Annotated in this window: 21 protein-coding genes; 5 read left to right on the top strand and 16 right to left on the bottom strand. The window is 42.9% G+C overall.

What is annotated here, in order from left to right; translation table 11 throughout:
• Positions 1 to 57: 57 nt before the first annotated feature.
• The 6 genes from nagZ to NFS43_RS00855 form a co-directional block, all read right to left on the bottom strand.
• Positions 58 to 1,656: a beta-N-acetylhexosaminidase gene (nagZ, locus tag NFS43_RS00830; RefSeq protein ID WP_251548858.1), complete on the bottom strand. Its 1,599-nt coding sequence runs from the start codon at positions 1,654 to 1,656 to the stop codon at positions 58 to 60.
• Between the two features lie 17 nt (positions 1,657 to 1,673).
• Positions 1,674 to 2,390, bottom strand: coding sequence for a PIG-L deacetylase family protein (locus NFS43_RS00835; RefSeq protein ID WP_251548860.1), 717 nt, complete (start codon positions 2,388 to 2,390; stop codon positions 1,674 to 1,676).
• 17 nt (positions 2,391 to 2,407) lie between these two features.
• Entirely contained in the window at positions 2,408 to 3,457 is a 1,050-nt protein-coding gene (locus tag NFS43_RS00840; protein WP_251548862.1) for a serine hydrolase domain-containing protein, read from the bottom strand.
• Between the two features lie 4 nt (positions 3,458 to 3,461).
• Positions 3,462 to 4,385: an N-acetylmuramic acid 6-phosphate etherase gene (gene murQ, locus NFS43_RS00845; RefSeq protein ID WP_251548863.1), complete on the bottom strand. Its 924-nt coding sequence runs from the start codon at positions 4,383 to 4,385 to the stop codon at positions 3,462 to 3,464.
• Positions 4,386 to 4,573: 188 nt separating this feature from the next.
• On the bottom strand, positions 4,574 to 4,738 hold the full coding sequence (locus NFS43_RS00850; protein WP_251548865.1) for a hypothetical protein: 165 nt from the start codon (positions 4,736 to 4,738) through the stop codon (positions 4,574 to 4,576).
• A 130-nt stretch (positions 4,739 to 4,868) separates the two neighbouring features.
• A complete protein-coding gene (locus tag NFS43_RS00855; protein WP_251548867.1) occupies positions 4,869 to 5,834 on the bottom strand; it encodes a BadF/BadG/BcrA/BcrD ATPase family protein in 966 nt (321 codons plus the stop codon).
• 290 nt (positions 5,835 to 6,124) lie between these two features.
• Here NFS43_RS00855 and NFS43_RS00860 point away from each other — a divergent pair, with 290 nt between their 5' ends.
• The 3 genes from NFS43_RS00860 to NFS43_RS00870 all read left to right on the top strand — a co-directional run bounded on the left by NFS43_RS00860 (position 6,125) and on the right by NFS43_RS00870 (position 11,169).
• Positions 6,125 to 8,239, top strand: a complete 2,115-nt coding sequence (locus NFS43_RS00860; protein ID WP_251548868.1) for a SpoIID/LytB domain-containing protein — start codon at positions 6,125 to 6,127, stop codon at positions 8,237 to 8,239.
• A 192-nt stretch (positions 8,240 to 8,431) separates the two neighbouring features.
• Positions 8,432 to 9,844 (top strand): glycolate oxidase subunit GlcD, encoded by a 1,413-nt coding sequence (gene glcD / locus NFS43_RS00865; protein WP_251548869.1) that lies wholly within the window; start codon positions 8,432 to 8,434, stop codon positions 9,842 to 9,844.
• Entirely contained in the window at positions 9,841 to 11,169 is a 1,329-nt protein-coding gene (locus NFS43_RS00870) for a (Fe-S)-binding protein (RefSeq protein WP_251548870.1), read from the top strand. The genes glcD and NFS43_RS00870 overlap by 4 nt, the downstream gene beginning before the upstream one ends.
• A 208-nt stretch (positions 11,170 to 11,377) precedes the next feature.
• Here the strand turns inward: NFS43_RS00870 and NFS43_RS00875 are convergent, their stop codons facing one another.
• Genes NFS43_RS00875 through NFS43_RS00890 form a run of 4 tightly spaced genes read right to left on the bottom strand, consistent with a single transcriptional unit; the run spans position 11,378 to position 14,524 of the window.
• Complete coding sequence (locus NFS43_RS00875) at positions 11,378 to 11,686, bottom strand: EscU/YscU/HrcU family type III secretion system export apparatus switch protein (RefSeq protein ID WP_251548871.1); 309 nt, start codon at positions 11,684 to 11,686, stop codon at positions 11,378 to 11,380.
• A complete protein-coding gene (locus NFS43_RS00880; RefSeq protein ID WP_251548872.1) occupies positions 11,683 to 12,978 on the bottom strand; it encodes a hypothetical protein in 1,296 nt (431 codons plus the stop codon). Before NFS43_RS00880 ends, NFS43_RS00875 begins: the two co-directional genes overlap by 4 nt.
• Positions 12,979 to 13,007: 29 nt before the next feature.
• Complete coding sequence (locus NFS43_RS00885; RefSeq protein WP_251548873.1) at positions 13,008 to 14,312, bottom strand: PD-(D/E)XK nuclease family protein; 1,305 nt, start codon at positions 14,310 to 14,312, stop codon at positions 13,008 to 13,010.
• Positions 14,313 to 14,332: 20 nt separating this feature from the next.
• The gene (locus NFS43_RS00890; RefSeq protein ID WP_251548874.1) at positions 14,333 to 14,524 is read right to left on the bottom strand and encodes a DUF2187 family protein; all 192 of its coding nucleotides are present in this window, start codon (positions 14,522 to 14,524) and stop codon (positions 14,333 to 14,335) included.
• A 202-nt stretch (positions 14,525 to 14,726) separates the two neighbouring features.
• Here NFS43_RS00890 and NFS43_RS00895 point away from each other — a divergent pair, with 202 nt between their 5' ends.
• Positions 14,727 to 16,007 (top strand): methyl-accepting chemotaxis protein, encoded by a 1,281-nt coding sequence (locus NFS43_RS00895; RefSeq protein ID WP_251548875.1) that lies wholly within the window; start codon positions 14,727 to 14,729, stop codon positions 16,005 to 16,007.
• A 76-nt stretch (positions 16,008 to 16,083) separates the two neighbouring features.
• Here the strand turns inward: NFS43_RS00895 and NFS43_RS00900 are convergent, their stop codons facing one another.
• Positions 16,084 to 17,769, bottom strand: coding sequence for a methyl-accepting chemotaxis protein (locus NFS43_RS00900; protein WP_251548876.1), 1,686 nt, complete (start codon positions 17,767 to 17,769; stop codon positions 16,084 to 16,086).
• 288 nt (positions 17,770 to 18,057) lie between these two features.
• Between NFS43_RS00900 and NFS43_RS00905 the strand changes: the two genes are divergently transcribed.
• Complete coding sequence (locus NFS43_RS00905; protein ID WP_251548877.1) at positions 18,058 to 19,683, top strand: PTS sugar transporter; 1,626 nt, start codon at positions 18,058 to 18,060, stop codon at positions 19,681 to 19,683.
• A 193-nt stretch (positions 19,684 to 19,876) separates the two neighbouring features.
• Here the strand turns inward: NFS43_RS00905 and dgoD are convergent, their stop codons facing one another.
• The 5 genes from dgoD to NFS43_RS00930 all read right to left on the bottom strand — a co-directional run bounded on the left by dgoD (position 19,877) and on the right by NFS43_RS00930 (position 24,181).
• A complete protein-coding gene (gene dgoD / locus NFS43_RS00910; protein WP_251548878.1) occupies positions 19,877 to 21,022 on the bottom strand; it encodes a galactonate dehydratase in 1,146 nt (381 codons plus the stop codon).
• A 12-nt stretch (positions 21,023 to 21,034) separates the two neighbouring features.
• Positions 21,035 to 21,970: a phosphotriesterase family protein gene (locus NFS43_RS00915; protein WP_251548879.1), complete on the bottom strand. Its 936-nt coding sequence runs from the start codon at positions 21,968 to 21,970 to the stop codon at positions 21,035 to 21,037.
• Between the two features lie 156 nt (positions 21,971 to 22,126).
• A complete protein-coding gene (locus NFS43_RS00920) occupies positions 22,127 to 23,392 on the bottom strand; it encodes a PTS galactitol transporter subunit IIC (protein ID WP_251548880.1) in 1,266 nt (421 codons plus the stop codon).
• Positions 23,393 to 23,423: 31 nt separating this feature from the next.
• Positions 23,424 to 23,717 carry a PTS sugar transporter subunit IIB gene (locus tag NFS43_RS00925; RefSeq protein ID WP_251548881.1) on the bottom strand — a complete coding sequence of 98 codons (294 nt, stop codon included), beginning with the start codon at positions 23,715 to 23,717 and terminating at the stop codon, positions 23,424 to 23,426.
• The gene (locus NFS43_RS00930) at positions 23,714 to 24,181 is read right to left on the bottom strand and encodes a PTS sugar transporter subunit IIA (RefSeq protein WP_251548882.1); all 468 of its coding nucleotides are present in this window, start codon (positions 24,179 to 24,181) and stop codon (positions 23,714 to 23,716) included. The genes NFS43_RS00925 and NFS43_RS00930 overlap by 4 nt, the downstream gene beginning before the upstream one ends.
• Positions 24,182 to 24,190: the final 9 nt, after the last annotated feature.

The following is a 24,190-nucleotide window of genomic DNA, read 5'->3' on the forward strand; positions in this document are numbered from 1 at the left end:
AGTTTCCCGTCAATTATTCCCTAGGAAATGACATTATTTTCTAATATTCAAAAAATTCTATCTTACTGGTATCGTCACTGGCAGCCTGCCTGTCACTTCTTCCATGCCGTATATTGCTTTGGAGGCCATTTTAAGAGCGGGATATGGGAATTCGTAGGTACAAATATACCCATGGACATCAGGCAAATACGCCAAATCATACGGACTTCTTGTCGCCACAACGACAACCGGCACGCCTGTTCCGTACAGTTTTTCCACCAGCTTGACTTGAGCATCGCCCGGCTTGGCAGTTAAGGTGCCGATGAGGATGACGTCAAAATCCTTGGCTTTCACGGCTGCCGCTTCGATTTCTTCGTCTGTTGCCGGATTGGATAGCTCAATAACTTCCGCTTCAGGATCAATTTCCCGGATGGCCCGGCCAAGGTGCATCGAAGAGTAGCGCTGATCCTCCACTTGCATGGTGTATTTATTTTCTGAATAAACAACGAGGACTTTTTGGCCGTCGCTTGGCTGCAACGGCAAAATCTTATTATTTTTCACAATGGTGATTCCTTGCCGATAAATCTCGTCAGCCAATTGCCCATGCTCGCTGCAGCCAACTACGGAAGGAACGGGCGCCTCCTTTTCCAAGTTCAGCTCATCCCAACGAATATATTGATCCTTTAATCTTTCAACACGTTTTCCCGCCGCCTCAATGACCGCTTCGTCGATATCTCCTGCTTCCACTGCCGCGGCAATCGCATCGATGGTGGCCTTCTGCAGATGGTGCAGATGAGAAACCATGACCAGATCCACCCCCGCCTTGATCGCTGCCACACCGCCGGCTGCGGTTCCGATAGTATTGGCGATGGCATTCATTTCCATGCAATCAGTCGTGACAACCCCGTCAAAACCAAGCTGTTCCCGGAGAAGTCCCGTGATAACCTTTTTCGATAAAGTGGCGGGCACTCCAGGTGTGCTCTCAATGGCAGGAAAATACACATGGGCGGACATAACGGTATCGGCACCTGCTTGAATGCTTTCAATAAAAGGCTTTAATTCAACCTTCTGCAGCCTTTCCATATCATGTGAAATGACCGGAAGATCGAGATGCGAATCGACATTGGTATCCCCGTGGCCCGGAAAATGCTTTAAGGTGGTAATTACGCCAGCATCCTGCATGCCTTTCATTGCCATTTTTCCAAATAGGCTGACCTTTCCGGGCGACTCGCCAAACGACCGGACCCCAATGACGGGATTTTCGGGATTATTATTCACATCAAGCACAGGTGCCAAATTCCAATTGATGCCCAAGGCTTTTAGCTCCTTTCCGGTAGCTAAGCCAGCCTGATAGGCGTTTTCTGGATGGTCTGTGGCACCCAGGAGCATAGCCCCGGGGAAGATCGTTGCCCCTTCGCCAAGCCGGCGGACCACTCCGTTTTCCTGGTCGATGCAAATCAGGAGCGGCCGTTGATGCCCTGCATTCTTTGCTTCTGCTTGCAGCTCATTTGTCAGATTTAAGATTTCTTGAGGGGTTCCAATGTTCCGTCCAAACAGGATGATCCCTCCAACATGGTGTTCCCTGATCAATTCTTTGATTTCTTCAGAAGCAGTTGTTCCTTTAAAACCCACGACCAACAACTGTCCGATTCTTTTGCGCAATTCACTGCTATTCAAAATTTGGCGCCTCCTTTTTAAAGATCAAACCCAGGAATGCTTGGTCCTCTTCTGATATTTGCTCCCGTAGGAAACTTTAATGTTTGGGCATAGGTGGTGCGATTCAGACAGCCTCGCATCGTCCCAAGTGCCTTATAATAGTCGTAATACCGGAAATCCTTTGAATTCATGATGAACCAATATTGGGATAAGGCCTCGAGGTATGTATCAAATTCATCTGTCACATCCACATAAATATCGGGGATGTAGCCTTCCATGTCCTCCCAATTCTCACTGTGGAACATTCTCGTCAATGAATGCGGTTCAAGACCGTCCAGTTCAAAGCCAGGAAGAGCTGCCTTTAACCACGCTGCCTGAACAATTTTAGGGCAAAGCGCATGATCAGGGTGCATACTGTTTTCCCAATGGGTGATCACCACATTTGGTTTCAGCTTTCGGAACAAGGCCGCCACACGGGAAATGGTTTCGTCGTCATTCTTTAATTCCGCGTCCTTGTAATCAAGGGTAATGCTCTTAGCGCCCAAGACGGAGGCCGCCTTTTCCGCTTCTTTTATCTTTTGCTCACGATATTCCTCTACACTTAAATCGGCAGGCGTACCTTTTTCACCGGCTGTTAAATGCAATAGTGTAACCTCATGTCCCGCCTTCGCATATTTATGGGCAATTGCGCCCGCTTGAAGCTCCACGTCGCCGCAATGGGCCCCAACCAGCATAAGGTGAATTTTCTTTTCCATGTTATTTCCCCCCATGGTCAATTGAACTGTGACCGAATGATATTGTGCAATCTAGGACGAAGCCGGAGAATCGGATCCATTCTTCCGAAGTGCACCCGATTGGTCAGCAGAATGACATGCAGCCGAATCTCCGGGTCAAACCAGATGCTTGTTCCAGTAAAGCCTGTATGGCCGTAAGACGTTTTGGAAAAAAGGTCGCCGCAGCTCGAGTGGGTTGGGCTTTTTAAAACCCAGCCCAGCCCCCGGAATTCATGACTGAAGGATGAATAGTTCATTCTGGCGATCTGCAAGGATGGCTTCGATAATATCCTGTTTCCGTTAAAAACGCCGTCATTTTCAATCATGGATGCGTAGTTTGCCAAATCATGGATGGTTGAGAACAATCCGGCATGACCGCTGATTCCGCCCATGCTTTCGGTATTTTCATCATGGACAACTCCATGCTTATAATCGTTTAATTTGTTGCTGTATTCTGTTGCAGCATACCGTTCCCGCTCAAACTGGGGACAAAACCCCGTTTCCGTCATACCCAGTTGGTCGAACAGCTCTCTTTTCACATATTCTTCAAACAGTTCGCCTGTCACCGTTTCAATTAATTTGTATAGCGTAATGAACCCGAGGTCACTATAAATCACCTTTTCGCCAATGCCTGCCACTAGCTGCTCATGATAAATCCGCTCCAAAATTTGTTCGGCAGTCAAATTCTCGCGAAAATATTCATAATGGGCAGCAAGGCCTGACGTGTGGGTTAATAGATGTTTGATGGTAATTTCCGATTTCCCGTTCCTCCCAAAATCAGGCAGGAAGCGGGCTACTTTATCATCAAGATGCCATATCCCTGCCTCCATTAGCTTCAGCACCATCGGCAGTGTGGCAATTACTTTTGTTAAGGAAGCCATATCGAACACCGTATTCCGCTGCATCGGCTCCTTTGAAGGATAAACGGTCCGATAGCCTACTGCTTCCTGCAGTAAGGTTTCACCTTGGCAGGAAACATGGATCACAGCTCCAGGAATATGCTCTTGATCGATTTCATTTTGCAGAAAATCGAGAATTCGCTTGTTCATATGGTTACTTCCCTTCTTTCGCCAGTTCAATTGCCCTCCGGGTAAAACCGTTTGCTTGTTCAATGGCTTCATTTGCCCTTTCAACAGAAACTCCGCCCATCAGCATGACGATAGCCGGTTTCACCTTTTGATTGGTCAGCTTCAAAGCCTCTGCTGCTTCTTCATACGCCACCCCGGTAATCTCCATCACAATCCGCTTCGCTCTCTCGACTAACTTTATATTACTGGCATGCAAATCCACCATAAGGTTGTCATATATTTTGCCAAGCTTTATCATCGTGGTGGTGGACAGCATATTTAAAATCATTTTTTGGGCAGTTGCCGACTTTAACCGTGTGGAGCCCGACAGAATCTCCGGTCCAACGACCACTTCGATTTTATGGTCGGCATATTGGCTGATTTCTGCGTTCTGGTTGCAGGCTAACGATACGGTTACCGCCCCAAGGCTGCGGGCATATTCCAGAGCCCCAATGACATAGGGTGTCCGTCCGCTTGCTGCAATTCCAACGACTACATCGGATTTGGTGATGCCTTTCCTCTCCAGATCCTTTGCCCCATCTTCTCGGCAATCCTCAGCCCCTTCGACGGCTGTAAAAATGGCCGATTCTCCTCCGGCGATGATCGCCTGCACCAGCTCAGGAGGCGTACAAAAGGTCGGCGGGCATTCAGCTGCATCCAGCACCCCAAGCCTTCCGCTTGTGCCGGCACCGACATAAAATAATCGGCCATTATTTTTTAGAGTGTGATAAATTGCTTCAATCGCCGCTTCAATTTGCGGCAAGGCTTTTTCGACCGCCTCGGCAACGGTACCGTCTTCCTTATTCATAAGGCTTATAATTTCAAGCGTTGAAAGCTGATCAATATTACGTGACCGATCATTTCGCTGCTCGGTTGTTAAGCTAGTAATGTTCACATTCACATTCGACACGCCTTTCCAATTGCTTTAGTGGAAACCTTTTTCGTTCTTAGAAAGGATTACCATTCATGGTAGTATGGCTGAAACTCTTGCTATCTTAAAAAAAAAGAAGTAGCTGATTACCTGAGAGCTGATATGGGCCTAAGCCTAAAAAATAAAACGCTTCCATCCCCTTGTCCTCGCGGGAAGGGTCGGGCCATTTACACCTGAATCCAATCAATCTCTTTATCTATTTGTATATTCCCCAGCGAAGCCGTTTTTTGTTTAAACTGCCCCTCTGCCATTGGAAATAGAGAACCAATTTTGGAATTCCATTGATACCTGAATTGTGGTACTCTTTGTATATCCTCTGGCATATATCGCACCTGAGGCAGCTCCTATTCCTCACAGCTTACTAGTCCATTCCGACTATTTCATTATATTTTCATTATACCAAGGTACCAGAAAAGATGAAATAAAAAATCAGAAAAATTTATTTATTTTTGTATTAATATTTTAATCAAGCTTTAATTTTTCTATGAAACTTGTTTCTATGACTTGACTGCTGCTGGACAATCCTGCAATGATTGCACCGCCTGCTGGTTCCATTACAGGCTTCACCAATTGGACATTGATGCTTTGTTCCTGAAGCCTCGACTGAATGAATGGCACAAATAAATCTTCCCGATTAAAAACCCCTCCTGCCATGACCACTTGAACCGGTTGGGTTTCATCTTTAAAGAGACTGATACGTAAGCTTCCAATGGCTTGTGCGAGTTTGCCTGCGGCCTGCTGAATAATTTGTTTGGCCGCATCATCGTTTTGATCGGCTGCAGCTGATACATATTGGCTAAGCGGAGCTATGGCGGTCCTTGATTTTCCGGGTTCGTAGATGAAATGGATGAGCTCTGGCACTTCCTGGACTTGAAAGTGCTTAAGGAGCATGTTGGTCAGAGTGGTTTTCGGCCCTCTTCCGTCGTACGCCTTAAAAACGGCATTAAGGGCAGCCCTTCCGATATCGTAGCCGCTCCCTTCATCATCAATTAAGTAGCCCCAGCCTCCTGCTCTCTGCCGTTCACCATTGGCATTGATGCCAAAAGTGATGGATCCAGTGCCGGCGATTTGTACGATGCCCGGAACCCCTAATGTGCCGGCGTACAATGCATTCACCGCATCGTTATCGATGATGATCTTAACATTGGCGGGGACAAATTTTTCCATAATACTTTTCATAACTGCCCTTGCTTCAGGCCGGTCGACCCCTGACATCCCAGCAAAAACTGTATCCAGCATTGAAAATGCTTTACTATTTTGCAATTTTAATGAAGCAAATAATCTGGATAGTTCTTTTTCCACAAGGTGGATTTCTACACCGTTTTGATTGGTTGGACCAACCGTTTCACTTGCATAAACTTTTCCATACTGGTCAGCCAGCACTCCCTTTGTCTTTGTTCCACCGCCATCAATTCCAAGTACATACATGTCATGCCCAGCCCCCAAGAACATTCTTTTTTTTACACCTTTAATTATACTTATCTGAAATAATATTTCAATAAATTTTATAAAAATTAAAATTACATTTCAGTTCATTGTGAAATAAAATTTCAACATTATTTTGAAAAATATGAAATATAATGTTGACTCTACTTATTTTAGTTCCCTATAATTTAATTGTCAGTAATGATAGTTTGATAGAAGGAGGTAAGCTTCAAATCTAGTAAGCACTTTCTCCTAGAAAGCGCTGTCAATTATTTTAAATCAGGGGGGATAGAATGGTCACCAAAAGAGTAAGTCCATTCATTAGTGTAGTATCCATTGTCTTTATAGTAGCGGCTCTCTTCTTAAGTTTCTTCTCCAGTCATTCAACTGTCTATGCTTCAGAATCACAAACAATTTTTACTGAAAAAATTATGTCTAAGGATACAGCCGATTTAACCTTAGAATTAGAGCTCCAAGGTCATTTAAAGCTGGCCGCCGACTATCAGATCGCCCAAAAGGTGGATGGCAAGCTTTATAAAAAGTCTCTGAAAGACGTCAGAGTAGGGGCAGAAAATGTATCGGTTACCGTTAATGACCAGCATGAAATCACCAATATTCTTATTGATGGGCTAACACCTGTAAAAACAATGAGAGTTGGGATTATGACAACTAACTTCGCGGCCATGGAACATAATGAAATTAAATTGAGCTCCCCAACAGGGCTTAAGATTGTGGACAAGGCTGCGGATAAAACCTATGAGGCAGCTGCTGATGAGCTACTCACCTTCCGATCGGCTGATGGGACGATTACTGGAGTAAAAGCAGATGGAACGGACCTCTTTTCTACCAAAAATAGAGTATACGTTTCTACAGATGATGCCAGCAAAATTAAGGTTGCCAATATTAGCAGAGCACAAGGAGTTCCTGAATATCGGGGCAGCTTTGAAATTACGTCTGTCATGGGCAATAAGCTGCACTTAATCAACGATATTGATTTGGAAGAATACCTCTACCAGGTAGTTCCTAGTGAGATGCCTGCTTCCTTTGGCCTTAGTGCTCTAAAAGCACAGGCTGTTGCGGCTAGAACCTATGCCTTGGGCGATTACCTGGGTGACCGATTTGCAAAAGACGGCTATTTTGTCCTTGATAGCGTCATGAGTCAAGTTTATAACAACTCAGCTGAAAATGCCCTTACAGCTCAAGCCGTCCAAGAAACAAAAGGCACAATTATGTATGGAAAAGACGGTACGTTAGTAGATGCCAGATACTATTCCACTTCAGGCGGATTCGGTGCCTCCAAGCATCAGGTTTGGTCCGATGCCGATGGTTCCTTCCCTGGACAAGTTGTCCCGTACCTTTTAGCCCAAAGCTATACATTTGATCCAGCTGATCCCACAAAAATGCTGGCTATTGATACACAAAATGAGCAAGAAATCCTTAATTTTTATAAAAACTTGTCTTATACAGGCTATGATGATACTTCTGCCTATTTCAGATGGAAGGTTTCGTTCTCTAAACAAGAGCTTGCCAACACCATCAATGCCAATATTGGCGGAAGATATACCGCGGATCCGAACTTTGTTTTAACCAAAAGTGAGACAGGCGAGTTTGTCAGCAAGCCGATTCCAGCTGAGGGTATCGGGGAATTTAAAAACATGTATGTGACCAAGCGCGGCGACGGCGGCAATATTATGGAGCTTGTCATCGAAGGCTCCACAGGCACTTATAAAATTGTGAAGGAATACAATATTCGCTTTACGATTCGTCCAATGTCCACCTATACAGGCGGCGCGAATGTTTTATTGTATCGGGCAACTGGCGGAAGCTCTGACTATACAGCAGCACCATTGACCAACTATTCGATTCTTCCATCCGCGTTCTTCAGCTTTGAGATAAACGATCAAACGGGAGTTACGTTCTATGGCGGAGGCAACGGCCACGGTGTCGGGATGAGCCAATATGGTGCTTCCCAGTTAGGAGCAGCGGGCTGGAGCTTTGATAAAATTTTAACATCCTACTATCCAAATATGAATCTTACAAATGTATCAGTGGTTGGGGCTCCTGGTCCTAACGATGAGGTGATTTCCGAGCCAGATGATGGGGACAATCCGGCCAATCCTGGGAATGGCGATAACAATAATCCACCAGGAGACGACAATAACCCGGCAAATCCAGGAAACAATACCGGCAACCCATCCAACAATGGGAATGGCTCTGTCAACAATCCGGCTCCTGGCAGCAATGGGACAGGAAATGTTTCCAATAATGGAGGCAATCCTTCATCTGGCATCCATAACCTGCCAGTCACAGCAACAAATTCTTATAACGTTATGGCACTTGGTTTATCCGTTCTCCTTTTGGGAACTGTTTTATTCTTCATTAACAGAAGACGTCAACAACAAGCTTAATAGATTTTTAGAAATTGAGCAGGGGCAGCCAATTCTGGCCACCCCTGTCAATTGAACTTGTTTAGCGGCAAAGTTCACCATTTTACCGGCACTTTACAAGCCATTGCCGGCATCCATACATATTCATACATAGCAGGCATGGACCTGTTTTTTTCATTTATTCATAGAACATAATTTGGGAGGAAAAACAAAATGCTTTCCAATGAAGCAAAACAAAAACTAATCAGCATTGTCACGGAGGAAAATTTTTCCGATTCCAAGACTGAAAGGCTCGTCTACTCCTATGATGCCACGCCTAACTTTCAATCCCTTCCGGATGCAGTCGTCAGTCCAAGAAACACAAAGGAAGTTTCCGAGATTTTGAAGGTTTGCAATGAACATAAGCTGCCCATTGTCCCGCGCGGGTCGGGGACGAATCTATGTGCCGGAACCTGCCCAACTCAGGGCGGAATCGTCCTTCTTTTTAAATATATGAACAAAATCCTCGAAATCGATGAGGAAAATTTAACGGTCACGGTTCAACCTGGCCTGATTACACTGGACTTAATCAACGCTGTCGAGGAAAAAGGACTGTTCTATCCCCCTGACCCAAGCTCGATGAAAATCTCGACCATCGGCGGCAACATCAACGAGAACTCCGGGGGCTTACGCGGCCTGAAATATGGGGTGACCCGTGATTATGTCATCGCCCTGGAAGCCGTGCTCCCGAATGGCGATATCATCCGAACAGGCGGAAAGCTGGCAAAGGATGTTGCCGGCTATGACTTGACCCGCCTCATGGTTGGCTCGGAAGGAACACTTGGCGTCATTACGGAAGCCACACTGAAGTTAATTCCAATGCCAGAGACGCGGAAAACAATGCTCGTTCACTACCACGATCTTAGCGCTGCCGCTAAATCGGTATCCAAGATTATTGCCAATAAAATTATTCCAGCAACACTCGAGTTCTTGGATCAGCCGACATTAAAGGTGGTCGAGGATTTTGCCCGAATCGGCTTGCCGACTGATGTCGAGGCCGTTCTCCTCATTGAGCAGGATGGACCTCTTGAGGTAGTCGAACGAGATATTCAAAAAATCGCGGAAATCTGCCAGCAGGAGAAGGCTGTTTCTGTCAAAATTGCCGCAACCGAAGCTGAAGCAGATGCTCTCCGGACAGCACGGCGCGCCGCACTTTCAGCCGTTGCCCGGTTGGCGCCGACGACCATCCTTGAGGATGCAACCGTTCCAAGGTCGGAAATCGCCAATATGGTAAAAGCGATTAACGAAATTACTGAAAAATATCAGCTGACCATCTGCACCTTTGGGCATGCAGGAGACGGGAACCTCCACCCTACCTGCGCGACCGATTCGCGGAATCACGAAGAAATGGAACGGGTGGAAAAGGCTTTTGCTGAGATTTTTGAAAAAGCCATTGAACTTGGGGGCACCATTACCGGTGAACATGGTGTCGGTGAGATGAAAGCCCCTTACCTCGAATGGAAGCTGAAAAAAGAAGGAATCGCTGCCATGAAGGCGATTAAACAAGCATTTGACCCTAACAATATTATGAATCCGGGCAAAGTTTTTGCCAAAGAGACAAGGAAACGCGTGGTGGCAGCAAGATGACAACCCTAGAAGAACAAGCCAAGATCCAAGAACAATTCAAAGCCCGGATGGACGAAGATGAACTGTTAAACTGCATGCGCTGCGGCTTTTGCCTGCCCTCCTGCCCAACCTATATTGAATCAGGCTTCAAAGAATCCCATTCTCCCCGCGGCCGGATTGCCCTAATGAAGGCCGTGGTCGATGGGATGATTGAACCGGATGAAGACTTTGAACGTTCGCTTGACCTCTGTCTCGGCTGCCGGGCCTGTGAACCGGTGTGCCCATCCGGCGTCAATTATGGACATTTGCTGGAAGCAGCCCGGGATATCATTAATCAAAATAAGAAGCATACTTTGCCGGCGAGGGTGATCCGGAAAACCGTTTTTGAAGGGCTATTCCCGCATCAAAACCGCATGCGGAACATAACGGGATTGCTCGGCTTTTACCAGCGCTCCGGTCTGCAGACTTTTGCAAGAAGGATCAACTTTTTGGGGCTGTTGCCTGACCATATTGCCACCATGGAAAAAGTGCTTCCTAAAGTGCCAACCATGAAGGAAATGAAAAATCGTCCGGAACATCTGCCTGCTATTGGCCAGCAGGTTCATCGGGTTGCTTTTTTCAGCGGCTGTTTAATGGATACGATGTTTTTAAAAACAAACGATAGCACCATGAAGCTGCTGCAATTAGCTGGCTGCGAGATTGTCAATCCGCCAAGCCAAACCTGCTGCGGGGCCCTCCATGGCCACAGCGGCGAAAAAGAGACTGCCAAGGAGCTGGCGAAAAGGAATATCAAAGCGTTTGAAGACCTAGAGGTTGATTTTATCATCACCAATGCCGGTGGCTGCGGCGCATTTTTGATCGAGTATGATCATTTGCTAAAAGACGATCTGGAATGGAAAGAACGAGCCGAGGCTTTTACAGAAAAAATAAAGGATATTTCCGAGATATTGGTGGCGGTCGGGTTCCATGAGAAGGTGAAACTGGCGCTCCCGCCACAGGTCATTACCTATCAGGATTCCTGCCATCTTAAAAACGTCATGAAAACAGAGTCTGCGCCAAGAATTTTGCTTCAATCCATACAAGGCGTGAAATACAAAGAAATGAAAGATGCCGGGCGCTGCTGCGGCTCCGCTGGGATATACAATATCATTGAATCGGAAAGCTCGATGGCCATGCTCGATTATAAAATGGCGCAAGCCAAGGCCACCCACGCTACCACGATCGTCACTGCCAATCCGGGGTGCTTGCTGCAAATGCAGCTTGGAATCGAAAAGGAGGGTCTCAGCACAAAAATGCGGGGCATCCATATTGTTGATTTATTATGGGAAGCGGTGAAACAAGGATAAAACCAGGAGAAGCTGCTCCTGGCTTTATTTGCATTTGCCTGTTGCAACGGCTTTTAGGCCCTTTTATTATCAATGAATAAAAAGGCTTAGTATCAGAACGACGGCCAGTCCAACAACAGAGTTGGTCAATTCAGACAACACTCAATTAACGCTTCACTGTATTGGGGGACAGTCCCCCGCTCAGTTAACGCTTCACCGTAATCTCCAATCATTTAGAAGTATTGTTCAGTGATTTTGAACCGTCCCCAAGATTTTGGTCAACCTTGTAAATAAAAGCAAAAATTTCGGCTACCGCTTGATATAATTGTTCAGGAATGACCTCATTAATTTGCAGTCGGCTTAGCAGTTCGACCAAAGAAGGATCCTCTTGAATGGGAACGTTATGTTCTTTTGCAGCTTCGATAATCTTGCTTGCTAGCTCTCCGTTCCCTTTGGCTGTTACTTTCGGTGCATCATGAGTCTGGGCATCGTAGGAAAGAGCAACAGCCTGTAAGGTTCTTTTTAGATTCTTAGTCATACTTTCAAATCCACCCCTTGGTAAAACTGCTGAATAAAATCTACCGGATTCTTTTGACTCGATTCCTTGTTGTTCTTTTCATATGACTCTATCACTTTTATACCGGAAAGCTGGTAACCGATGGATTTTAGCTTTTCCTTTAAAATCGGCCTGAACATTGCCACTGCGCTTTCCATCCCTTTTGTTTCGTTCATAATCGTAACTTGAATTACTTTATTTTGCACAAGCATATCAATGACCGTGTCATGGATTCTCTTAAGCTCCAAATAGAAAACAATTCGGCAATGATTGGGATCAAGCTGTCCCTTATCTGTTTTCTTCCCACTCCACTGAATGGTTAAATCAGTTGAATCTCCACCAAAGGAGATCGGCAGCTGCATCAAAATATACTGAATAGGCCCATTATAATCTTGAGAGATTAATTGCATCCCCGTTAGCCGGTGCAGGATCGGCTCCAATGCCTTGCCATCCGACTTCAACTCCTTCATCGCACTCATCAGCAAAGGTTTTAAGGAATCAAGTGATTCCGCTGGCCGTTCTAGATTGCCCGCTAACCTAATTTTTATCTCTCTTTCATATTCAAGTCCCAGCGATTCCACCAGACCTTTCAACATGCTTTTTGCCTCTCCCGCAGAAGGAACAGGCTGCAGCTGATCACCGTTATCCAAAATGCGGCCTATCATTTGTTTCAAGGGCTCAATCGACTGGAATGAGGCAAGTTTAGGATTTCCAAGATACTCCGATGCCTGCTCTAATTGACTAGTGAAGGATTGAGATTCTTGAACAGCCAAAAACGACTGGAACACCTCTTTAGTAAATGGCAGCCCATTTTTGATCATAAACTCCATTACAGCGGAAGCCTTGGAAAAATCCGTTTTGCTATTCATCCAGCTTGCCGCCTCCCGCATCTGCTCTTTCATTAGCGGTAAATTTTTTGATAAAAAAAACTCGATCAGCTGCTGGTTTCGTTTCGTCTCAGGAAGTTGTAAATGCTGTAAGACTGAAGCGGCATCAGGCTGGCCGCTGCCCGATTCATTTCCCTTTATGACTTTTAAATAGAGTTCGTCTCCTTGATGTGGCTGCACTTCGAACCAATAGCCTGCTGCTTCCGAAATGTCTGCCTGTACATGGGCTGTTACCTTTAGATTTCCCATTTGGATAAGAGCCGTTTGATTAGGATAAAATCTTTTGACTGTCCCATAAATCATCTGTGCTGGTTTGATTGGTGTGACCGCCGTTTTTTGGAGACCTTCATTTTGAAAAAGTGAACGTATTAGATGAACCTGATTCATTTCTTCCCTCCCTGATTGCAGTCTGCCGTTTAATATTTCCGTAGTTCCTCTATAGTTCTATTTACGTCAATCGTACCATCTTCATTCCTCTGCAGATAGTCTGATCGGAAAGCGATGGTCATCGTTTCGCCAAAGCGGATTCTGGCTGGTTTCTGTAAGAAAAGGCCTCTTGCTTCCGAATCCAGCATGATCTGGTTTCTTATACATTCAATCCTTTCCTTATCGATGTCTCCATCCTTCGTTTCAACCTTCACACAGAGCCGCTGTTCCTCAAGCTGCAGATAATAACCGTCATCAAATGAAGACTTCCACCAGAATGCCCAAAATCCTCCTGATCGCTTGGGAACATACCCCCAATCCCCTTGTATTCTCTTCTTCAGCTCCTGATAAAATCCCTGCCACGCATAGCTGCCCCAATCCTCTATCGGCAGAATTCGAAAGGCCATCATTCGATCGTCAAGCTGTTGCAGATGTTTATAATAATCAATGAAAATCGGGTTCTGTACTCCATTTTCTTTTCCTTTTTTCAATAGGCTTAGCATCATTCTCCGGGTAAACGGGGCATAACCAGCCTGTTCAACAGAGCGGTAATGGCTTTGATCGGCAATTTTATAATAGATAGGGAGCTGAATATAATCTGGATATTCAGCCTTCACCGCGTTACTATAGCGGACTAACTGATTTGAATGATTTTTCGTATACGTTTTATCCTCTATTAAAATTGCATATTGTTGGTTCACGATCGCTAAAATATCAAGAGACTGAAATTGGCGAGTAATATTAATAGATTCAATGACAGGGACCGGAATCTGATGTACCGTAAAGATCCTCGAAATAAAATCAACTGCTGCCTCATGCAATGGCCTATCGATAGACCGATAGAGCTGGCTGCTCCAAGACATCAGCCAGCATAAAAAAGCGTCCTGTGACAATTCACTTGTTGCAAATTTAAATAGGTTCGGGGCATTAAGTCCATAGGCCCGGCTATCGCGGGCACTATCAAGCAGTCGTTCGATATCGTGGTTTCCGTTATACTCCTCCCAGTATCCGCGGGCGAGAAGTGACTCCAAGGGCATCGGCGGCCAAAGGACCGAATCACGTATATCGAGTATTCTTCCTTGATCATCAGGATAGGCCAATAACAAACGATCGCTTCCTTGCTGGGCAGCCACTTGGGGAATCACTTCTACCTGTCTCATATAGCCGCACTTTTGTCCGCACACATAGACTGGAAGGGCATCAAGAATTACCCCGTCATCCTCTTGATCCTGTATACTTTCCCATACATCTTCTATTAGTCCCGCCCCGCAATTTGGACAAGTCATTGGTTCCATTAAAGCCATCCCCCTATGATCTATTTCAAAATCGTGTACTTGGAATGAGCAACTACCGTTTTAGCTGTCGTATAGGATAAATAATCCTTTGATTCATCCGGAATATCAACTAACACACTATTGTCCATACTCTTAAAAACCACACCAGAATGAGCCATTCCATTTCTTTCAAACGTGATTCTGTCACCGACCTTAGCATTCATTTTTTTCATCCCGTTACCTCCTAAAATGGATTTTTAACTATTGCCTTTGTTAAGCTAATTATCGGCTTTTATCATGATTAGTTTAAAGCTTCTGCGCCAATCAAATCGTTACGTTGTTATTTTTTTAAAAAGAAATTAAATTTATTTCGTTCTTTGTCGAAAATAATAATAGATTAAGTATTTAAATAAATACACGAAGGATGATTCTTAAATGAAAATGAGTTTAAGATGGAAAATGATTATTGGGTTTATCCTAGTAGCGCTTATCACCTATTTAACCTCTGCCCTTTTTATCTTTGTGTTAGCAGATTATATTACCAGCTACATTAAAATGAGCCAAGGTTTATACATCTCAATTGTTTTATTATTTGGAATAACTTGGTGTGGGATATTAGGAGCGATCTTTTCGCATTTGATTTTAAAACCCCTATCTGTTTTAGAAAAACAAGTTTTAAAGGTTTCTAATGGGGATTTAGATGTAGAATTAAGCTTAAAGAAATCTGGCGATGAGATTGAAAGCTTGGGGAACTCATTTCAGTTAATGTTAGGAAACTTGCGAAAGATTATTAAAGAAATTGAAGTTCACGCTGGCGAAACAGGACTTGATGTACAAACATTACGAGAGATTTCCACTAATGTAAATCAGGTATCACTAGATGTAAAAAGCGAAATGGAAAATATCCATACAGTCAATGGGAACTGTAATCAATTAATTGGTGAAGTGTTAACCAATTTAAAAAACACGGAAGAGATTGCGAAAGATGTGCAAAAGGGGGCACAGCTTACTGATGAATCTTCTGATATCATGATTAATAAGCTAGTAGAAAGTACTGAGCATGTTGAACATCTGTTAAAAGGCATTAACCATATTAATGACAGCAGTGAAAAATCTTTACAGATCATCAATAAACTCACTGAAAAAATAAAGGAAATAGAAATGGTGTTAAGTTTAGTAGGTGAATTCGCTAATCAAACGAATATATTAGCCCTGAACGCTTCCATTGAAGCAGCGCGTGCCGGTGAATATGGGAAAGGATTTTCTGTCGTTGCCAAGGAAGTCCGCGAGATTGCGGAGAGAAGCGCAAATTCTGTTTCGGAGATCAGCACCATTATTCATAACATAAAGAGCGAAGCTGAAACTGTAGAAACCCATATAAAAAGTCAGTTTTCAATTGTAAAAGAGGAAAAAGACTTTGGTGTCGAAACCATGAATAAAATCGATGATATGAAGGCCATTCTTGTTGAAGTAAAAGAACATGTTAAAAATATTAATGAAAAGGTAAACGTCCAGATGGATAGAATAAAAGATTTATCCCATTCTGCAAAAGAAGTTACTGAAGAATTTAAAGCTGAAGTAAGTGGAATATCAGAAATCAACAAGAAGGTAATTGCCCAGCAAAAAAGCATCGGTCTGGAAGATTCGATCGTAAATAGATTAGAAGAAAGCTCTGTTAATCTAACTAATGTTATTCATCAATTTAAGTTAAATTAGTACGGCAGTTAGGATAGAAAATACTATGATAAAAAGGAAAGCTGTGCTCAGCTTTCCTTTTTATCATGATTCCTTCTTACACTTTAAACTTGTTTATTAATTGTTGCAGTTCATCCGCCTGCTTCGATAATAAATTCGTGGCAGCAGCTATCTCTTCCATTGAAGCCAGTTGTTCTTCAGCTGAAGCTGCCACGCTTTGTGAATGCATAGAAGCTTCGTTCGAGATGCTCGCAATACTCGTTGTCTTGGATGAAACTTGTTGGACGCTTGCTGAAATTTCTTCTGTTGTTGCCGCCATTTCAACAATCTGCGCGTTCAATTTATCCATAAACTGAAAGATTTCTCTGAAACTCTGCTCCGTTTGTTGAACAATGGTTAGACCATCATTTACCGAAACAGACACCTGCTCGATCGAATCATGTGTGTGGCCCATTTCCTGCTGGATATCATTTATTAAACCAGTAATTTGCAACGATGATTGCTGGGATTGCTCAGCCAGTTTTCGTACTTCATCCGCTACGACAGCAAATCCTCTGCCATGCTCTCCAGCACGTGCCGCTTCAATAGCCGCATTTAACGCCAGCAAATTCGTCTGCTCCGCAATACCAGAAATGACTCTGCTTATTTCTCCAATCTCCAGCGAGCGTTTCCCCAATATGTTTATCACCTCGCCACTGTTGTTTACAGAGCGTTTTATCGCGTTGATTTGTTCCACCGTTTTTTCTACAAAGACCTCGCCTTCTTTGGCTTTTTCAGTTGCCAAAGAACTAACTTGGGTGATGACAGAGGCATTTTCTGCAATAGACTGAACACCCACTGTCACCTCTTTTAATGCCAATGCACTTTCCTGCAGACTCGATGTCGAGTTCTCAGCGCCGCTTGCTACCTGCTGGATGGATCCCGCAATAAACTCGGTTGCCTTGCTAGATTCCTGAGCACTGGCCGTTAACTGTTCAGAAGAGGAAGCCACCACTTCCGAAGTAGTTCTTACCTCGTTTAACATATTCTTTAAATTAGCCGACATCAGATTCAAGCTGGAAGAAAGGATCCCCAGTTCATCCTTTGAGGAATCGATGACTTTCGATGTAAAATCGCCCTCTCCAGCTAATTGAAGGGCATTTGAAATAGCGGATAACCGTTTTTTCATCCTTAATGTAAACCAAGAAATACAAAGGCCTGAGATCACGATCATGAGTGCCATAACGATGACAAATTTCAGTAAGAATGATGACAATATTTCATCAATGATGCTTTGGGAGGCCCCGACATAAAACATGCCCAGTACTTCCCCATTTTTATTTTTAATGGGCATATAGGCAGTTTGATAGTTGTTTCCTTCTACGTTCGCTTCCCCATAGAAAGTCTCAGCCTTTTTCAAAACCTTGTTTACAACCTCTTGGGATGCTTTCGTTCCTACTAATCGTTTCCCATCCTTTTTCACATTCGTCGTAACTCGAGTATCCTTGAGGAAAACGGTTACAGTATCCCCGGTATCTTTTCCAATCGCATCCACAATTTCAGCATTATCATTAATCTTTGTAGCTCCCTTAAAAAGCTGGTTTCCTTTTACTTCCCAGTCACCTGGATACTTGTAGTTCACATACCGATAAGCTAATCCCAAATCCCCTTTAGCTTTCTCGACAGCAAATTCCTTCACTCCTTTTATAATTTCCTGGTAGACCACAGACCCAACGATGACTGAAAAAGCAAGAATGATTATTAAAAATATTAAATTTATCTTTGTTCCTAACTTCAAAGACATCTTCCTACACCTCTATTAGAAAAATAAATTTGGGCACTTCCGTCCTATGATCATCCATCATTATTACTTTGTAACCCTTTAACATCCTATATCGGATATAGAAACTATAAATTTAGCAGATTATGAAAGAATCTATTTTTCGGCCACCCTGCTTCGTTAATGGCTGTTCCTATTTGATACTTTTCATTAAAATCATTTAACGCTTTAACAAATTAAAGTTTTACCTTATTATTATAGTAAATCAATTTTAAAAATTAAAATATTCAACAAGTTGAAAGGGTGTATGAGATGGGGGAAGCTGGTACGAAACAGAGAATTGCCATACTTGGCAGCAGCGGGGGAAATCTATTTTATTTAGGCGGCAAAGATCCTGGAAAACTATTAGATGAGCTGCTGTTACAGATTGAGGCGGCCGGGATGGTTTGCGGCTCACTGCAATTTATTGCCGCAAAGGCCTCGATGGACAATATAAAAGAAGATACACTGGCGGAGTTATACAGTTGGGATGAGCAAACGAAAAAACCAGCCGTGACCGCTGCAGGTACCATCGCTCAGGTAAATGAGGCAGCCTCTCAGCTTGATAAAGAAATAGCTTCAAAGATTGCCAGCGAGGAAATCGACGCCGTTATTTTCATGAGCGCAGATCCAAACGGGGCAAATAAGCAGGCGGTTGCGGCAGCAGCAGAAAAAAGACTGCCGGCTACGGGAACGGGCGGAACCTCTATGGCAGCCATTGCGGCAAAAGGGGTAAACGTCATTGCCACTTCCGGGACAACCGGCACCACCAACCGAACAAGAGCCGTGACGTTTTTGACTTCCTTTGCCAAACATTTTGGAGTCTCTTACCGTCCGATTATTGGAAAGGCGATGAAACAGGACCAATTGGAACAGGCATCCGGCTCGCCATTCAAACGAATTAATCTGCGCGGAATGATGTTATCGTCCCTCCCCGGCTTTATTGCCATGGCATTGGTACTCGCGATAAGCAAGATTCCTGGGTTGTCCGGGCTCAGTGACGTATTCGATTTGATGATTAATGCCCTGCCCGTTGTCCTGGCAGTCGTCGCAGCCAAGCAGGTGGCAGACCTTGATGATGTCTCGATTGTAGCCGGGATCGTCGCTGGTGTTTTATCCGTTAAAGGCGGGATTATTGGCGGAATTATTGGCGGGATATGCGCAGGTCTCTTGGTCCAGTACATATTTAGAAAATGCGTCCAATGGCGCTTTCCTGCCACAACCGTTAATATTGCAGCCGGAGGAATCTCTGGATTGATCTCAGGTTTGGCTGTTTACTTTCTCATCGCGCCTGTTGCCTTATGGCTCGGCGGCGGTATTCGGACATTAATCGATTTCCTTGTCTACACGAATGGAACCTTGGCTGGGTTAATTGCGGGTCTGTTGATTTGGCCAGCCATCATTGGCGGAGTCTATCATGCTGCGATTCTGCCGATTGTTCTTTTGGAAATGGAGAAAACAGGAAACAGCTTTTTAGGTGCCGTCGATATGGTCGGATTGGTTATGGTGTCAGCAGGGATTACCCTTGCCAATATTGTTGCACCGCGCGACAAAGGCGAAGCGGCTGTCGCTGCACCTGGTTTTGCAATTAATATGGGATTTGGCACCTTTGTTGAAGCCGCTTATCCATTTATGTTTTCGAACAAAATGGTGTTTGCCGGAGCCATTCTATCATCCGGTCTTGGCGGGCTGCTAGTTGGACTATTTAATGTGCGGGGGACTGCCTATGTCCCATCCTTTATGGCGCCGCTGCTATCCAACAACGCCGCAGGCTTCATCATCGCCATGGCCGGAGCACTAATCTGCTCCTTCCTGATCACATTCTTCACCAACAAAGTTACAAAGAAAAACACCAAAACAACCAATGCAGACCAAACCGCAAGCGAAATAGCAGGTTAAATTTATGGGAATTTATGGGGACAGTCCCCCGCTGCGGTGAAGCATTAACTGACTGGGGGACTGTCCCCCACTGCAGTATAGCTTTAATTGAGCGGGGGACTGTCCTCTTCTCCCTTTTTCACATTTTACATATTAGGATAACAGGATCCCTGGACAGCTAAATTTTTCAGAGTGTCTTTTGTTAGAAAGAATATTACCATTCAGCTTTAGTACCGTCGTAGTTTTTCCAATTTGGGTTTGTCCAATATAGACCTTCAGCAGAGACTTCTTTTACTTTGTCTTCGTCGATTTCGAGACCTAAACCAGGCTTTGTTGGAAGGTCGACAAATCCATCCTTATACTGGAAAATTTCCTTATTTTTAACGAAGTCCAATAGGTCAAACCCTTTATTGTAGTGAATTCCCAAAGATTGCTCTTGGATGAATACGTTTGGACTGCAGACATCTATTTGCAAAGTTGCTGCTAAGGCAATGGGACCGTATGGTGCATGAGGTGCAGCTGTAATATCATAGCATTCTGCCATTGCAATAATTTTCCGTGTTTCTAAAATACCACCGGCTAACGCAACATCGGGTTGGATAATATCTATAACACCACTATTTAATACATTTTTGAAACCCCAGCGTGTATATAGTCTTTCACCAGTTGCTAGTGGTGTAGAAACATGTTGAGCAACTTCTTTGAAAGCCTCTTCATGTTCTGGTAACACAACTTCCTCTAAGAACATTGGCCGATAAGGTTCCAACTCTTTTGCTAAAACTTTCGCCATCGCCTTATGGACACGTCCATGAAAATCAACGCCAATATTTAAGTTTCTACCAAATCTTTCCCTTAAGGATGCGACTCTTTCAACAACTGCATCAATTTTCTTAAATGAATCTATATAGTGGAGTTCTTCGGTTGCATTCATTTTAATAGAATCAAATCCACGATCTACCCGGTCCTGTGCATCATTAACCACATCTGCTGGACGGTCTCCACCAATCCAAGAGTAGACCTTGATTTTTTCTCTGGCACTGCCACCTAGTAATTCATAAATTGGTGCATTATAATATTTACCTTTAACATCCCATAAGGCCATTTCAATTCCAGAGATGATGGTCATATTAATTGGACCACCCCTAAAAAAGACTCGATATAGCTCCTGCCAAATTTTTTCAATTTCCAAGGGATTTCTGCCAATAATGCGATCAGCCATTTCATATGAACCAGCAACAACGGTACGAGTTTTTGTTCCTGAAACCATTTCTCCCCAGCCATCAATACCTTCATCTGTTGAAATTTTAATGAATATCCATCTTGGTTTTACTTCATATACAGTTACACCCGTAATTTTCAATTTCCTTCTCTCCTATTCGTTAACCCTGGTTGTTATCGTAAAAAAACGTCTAGGATTGATTTTTAATATATGATAATAGTCTTCTTCACTTATTTTTTTCATTAGTTCACCCTTTAAATCTTTCAAAAAGTAGGATAATCCAGGCGTTCCTCCATAAGCTGGCAAATATCCTTTTTTACCCATATCTCCTGAAAGAAAAACTTGATTAATATAACCGGCATTAATTACGTCTACAATTAGTTTTACTTTTGTTGCATCATTATTAGCCAAATCTCTTCCTACATGATCAATTTGCACATTAAAACCAAGCCTGCACAGCTCTATTAATAACTCAATATCATTCGGAATGTCGACATGTCCAATTATCACTCTAGAAGGGTCTACCCCATTTTCAAGAAAGAAACGTGCCTGTTCGATAGCTTTCGTTCCTTTCGAGCAATGAGTACTAATCGGTAAACCAGTTTCCTTATGAACATCAGAAACAATTCGAATGAGTCTTTTTTCTGTTTCAGTCACTTTATTTAAGGAAGTACCAATTTTTAATACACCAGGCTTAATAGTGGTGCCGTCAATACCAATATTAATTTCATTTAAAAGTTTTTGTTTAATGGAATCATCATCCATCGAAAAAATCCAGTTTGGCAAAAATTTCTCTTCATGAAAACCAGTTGTACAGATAATATGAATACCTGCGTTTTCAGATATTTTTTTAAGTAGCAATGGATTACGTCCATAATTAATCGGAGTCATTTCAACAATTGTATTCCCACCACTTTGTTTAAAACTAATAGTTTCCTCTGTACTTTTACCTGCATCATCTAAAGTATATTGCTCATAGTAAGAATCAGAATTATTAGGCTTGACTATTAAATGTTCGTGACTTAAGGCCACCCCTAATTTCTCACTTGGAATTTTTCCCAATACTGTCTGAGCATAAGCTGTATTCAAGGAGAAGTCACCTCCAAATGATTTTTTGGCTCTGTTGCTGCACAATATTGTTTTTTATAGCAAGTAACAACAATGATACTTTACAGAGCCTTACTTATATAAAAATGACTACCTGAAACTAAGCAATTTAAAATGGCGAACTACTAATCTGTTATATTAAGAAAAGATTGTACTTATTTTCCAAATAATCCACTCAATGATATGAGTACCTGCATCCTCTGTGGAAATATGGCTCATTCCCTTCGGCAGCTTAAATCCGCCACTAATTGCTAATTGAGTATGAATATCTGCCATGGTCGTTGCAAAAAGTAACATTAAAGTTGTGATAATTACTGTTGAAATAAATCCTCTGACAACATTCCCCTTAGAAAAGGCTACTGGCCAAGCAGCCAGCCACATTGCTTGATAGGCTATATCAGGTAGTGGCAATAATCGGTTTCCTGGCAAAATTGAAGCAATAATTAAAGTAGTCGGAACCATCAAGATACCAACAGAAATTACAGCTGGATGTGCTACCGTTAATGCTGCATCAATACCGATTGTGAAATTAGCACCTGTAAATTTCTTATTTAATAATTCCTTAATACCGTTAGCAAATGGGAGTAAACCCTCCATTAATATTTGCATCATTTTAGGTATAATAACCATTGCTGCAGCTGTGCTCATGCCTACAGTCAATGTAGAAGAAACACTTTGGTGACCAAGAATTCCAATAAGAATACCAAAAATCAAACCCATAATCATTGGCTCACCCAAAACACCAAATTTCTTTTGAATACTCTCTGGGTCCCCTTTTAAATTTTTCAGGCCGGGTATTTTGTCATAAACTTTGTTTAAGCCCCATGCTACCGGTGCCCAACCAACAGAGTTAGAGGTTGGGAAAGTAACACCTGGTAAGCCAAAAAATTCTTCGGCAAGCGGGGCAGTCCAGTCAGCCAATTTGAATGAAATCGTTGCAGAAAGCCCAGCGGCAATAATCGCTAATACAGAACTTCCAGTGGCATACCAAACGAGCGCAGCTCCGAAAATAAAGTGATTATAACTCCAGAAGTCAACCATAACGACTCTTGTCCATTTCAAAGTTAACAAAAGAATATTTAGTCCTAGTATAACTAAAATAACGATAGCAGCCATTGGGAATGCCCAAGTTGCCGCAGCTCTTGCAGGCCATCCAACGTCCATGATATCTGTTCTTAGATTCCATGTTTCAACCATTTTTTGAATGGCAGGACCAACACTTTCTATAAAGAAGTTCACTGTAATATTAACCCCAGCAAAGCCAACACCAACAAGAATAGCGGAACGAATTAATTTTCCAAAGTTTAATCTAAAAATAAGACCGATAACTAAAATAATGATTGGCATCATGACCGTTGGACCGAGTGAAGCAATATAATTTAATGAATCTATTAAATAATGCATACAGGCTCCTCCTATTTCTCGATAAGAAGTACTATTTATCTTTTAAAATATCAAGAATTTGTTTAACTGTTTGCTCAACACCTACACCAGTTACGAAAGAAGTTCCTCTAACAACTGGAACCCCTCCAGCATCTTTCTCATTTAATGCACCAGTAGGCACGACAACATTTGGTTGGAATGTCACTACTTGAGCTGGAACTTCAGAAAACTTGCATTGCCCAATTTGCACATTTAAGCCTTCTTTTGCAAAAACCTCCTTTAATTGATTGATCGCCATTGAACTTGTAATCATGGAGGAACCACAGCAAACTAAAACTTTTTTCATTGAATAACATCCTTTCTGGTTTTAATATAGTTTAAAATATCATCTTCATTGAGCTCAGTTAATTTTTCAACAAATTCAGCATCTCTGATCAATGCCATTAACTCTTGTAATAACTCCACCTGTTTGCTTGCAATATTTAAAGCAATCATAAAAATTACTTTTACATCTACTTCTATCTCTTTATTTTCCATTGACTTAAATTTTACAGGTTCCTTTAATACCCCAATACAAATCCCGGATTTAATAACATGTTGTGAATCCGTATGTGGGATAGCGATATTATATTTATGCCCTAATGCTATTCCTGTAGGATATTCCTTTTCTCGATCCAAAACTGCGTCAAAATAGGTATCTTTTACATAACCATTAGAATAAAGTGCTTTTTGAACTGTCTTTAATGCTTCAAACTGATCTTCTGCATCAATATTTGTTAGAATTAGTTCCCTTTTTATTAATTCATTCATTATCATTTT

This window comes from Neobacillus muris, from assembly GCF_943193175.1.
Lineage (GTDB): Bacteria > Bacillota > Bacilli > Bacillales > Cytobacillaceae > Neobacillus > Neobacillus muris.

Bases quoted from the DNA above. Each gene is read 5' to 3' on its own strand.
- NFS43_RS00835 (WP_251548860.1), bottom strand. From the start codon at position 2,390: ATGGAAAAGAAAATTCACCTTATGCTGGTTGGGGCCCATTGCGGCGAC.
- NFS43_RS00840 (WP_251548862.1), bottom strand. From the start codon at position 3,457: ATGAACAAGCGAATTCTCGATTTTCTGCAAAATGAAATCGATCAAGAG.
- NFS43_RS00855 (WP_251548867.1), bottom strand. From the start codon at position 5,834: ATGTATGTACTTGGAATTGATGGCGGTGGAACAAAGACAAAGGGAGTG.
- NFS43_RS00860 (WP_251548868.1), top strand. From the start codon at position 6,125: ATGGTCACCAAAAGAGTAAGTCCATTCATTAGTGTAGTATCCATTGTC.
- glcD (WP_251548869.1), top strand. From the start codon at position 8,432: ATGCTTTCCAATGAAGCAAAACAAAAACTAATCAGCATTGTCACGGAG.
- NFS43_RS00870 (WP_251548870.1), top strand. From the start codon at position 9,841: ATGACAACCCTAGAAGAACAAGCCAAGATCCAAGAACAATTCAAAGCC.
- NFS43_RS00875 (WP_251548871.1), bottom strand. From the start codon at position 11,686: ATGACTAAGAATCTAAAAAGAACCTTACAGGCTGTTGCTCTTTCCTAC.
- NFS43_RS00880 (WP_251548872.1), bottom strand. From the start codon at position 12,978: ATGAATCAGGTTCATCTAATACGTTCACTTTTTCAAAATGAAGGTCTC.
- NFS43_RS00885 (WP_251548873.1), bottom strand. From the start codon at position 14,312: ATGGAACCAATGACTTGTCCAAATTGCGGGGCGGGACTAATAGAAGAT.
- NFS43_RS00890 (WP_251548874.1), bottom strand. From the start codon at position 14,524: ATGAAAAAAATGAATGCTAAGGTCGGTGACAGAATCACGTTTGAAAGA.
- NFS43_RS00895 (WP_251548875.1), top strand. From the start codon at position 14,727: ATGAAAATGAGTTTAAGATGGAAAATGATTATTGGGTTTATCCTAGTA.
- NFS43_RS00900 (WP_251548876.1), bottom strand. From the start codon at position 17,769: ATGTCTTTGAAGTTAGGAACAAAGATAAATTTAATATTTTTAATAATC.
- NFS43_RS00905 (WP_251548877.1), top strand. From the start codon at position 18,058: ATGGGGGAAGCTGGTACGAAACAGAGAATTGCCATACTTGGCAGCAGC.
- NFS43_RS00920 (WP_251548880.1), bottom strand. From the start codon at position 23,392: ATGCATTATTTAATAGATTCATTAAATTATATTGCTTCACTCGGTCCA.
- NFS43_RS00925 (WP_251548881.1), bottom strand. From the start codon at position 23,717: ATGAAAAAAGTTTTAGTTTGCTGTGGTTCCTCCATGATTACAAGTTCA.
- NFS43_RS00930 (WP_251548882.1), bottom strand. From the start codon at position 24,181: ATGAATGAATTAATAAAAAGGGAACTAATTCTAACAAATATTGATGCA.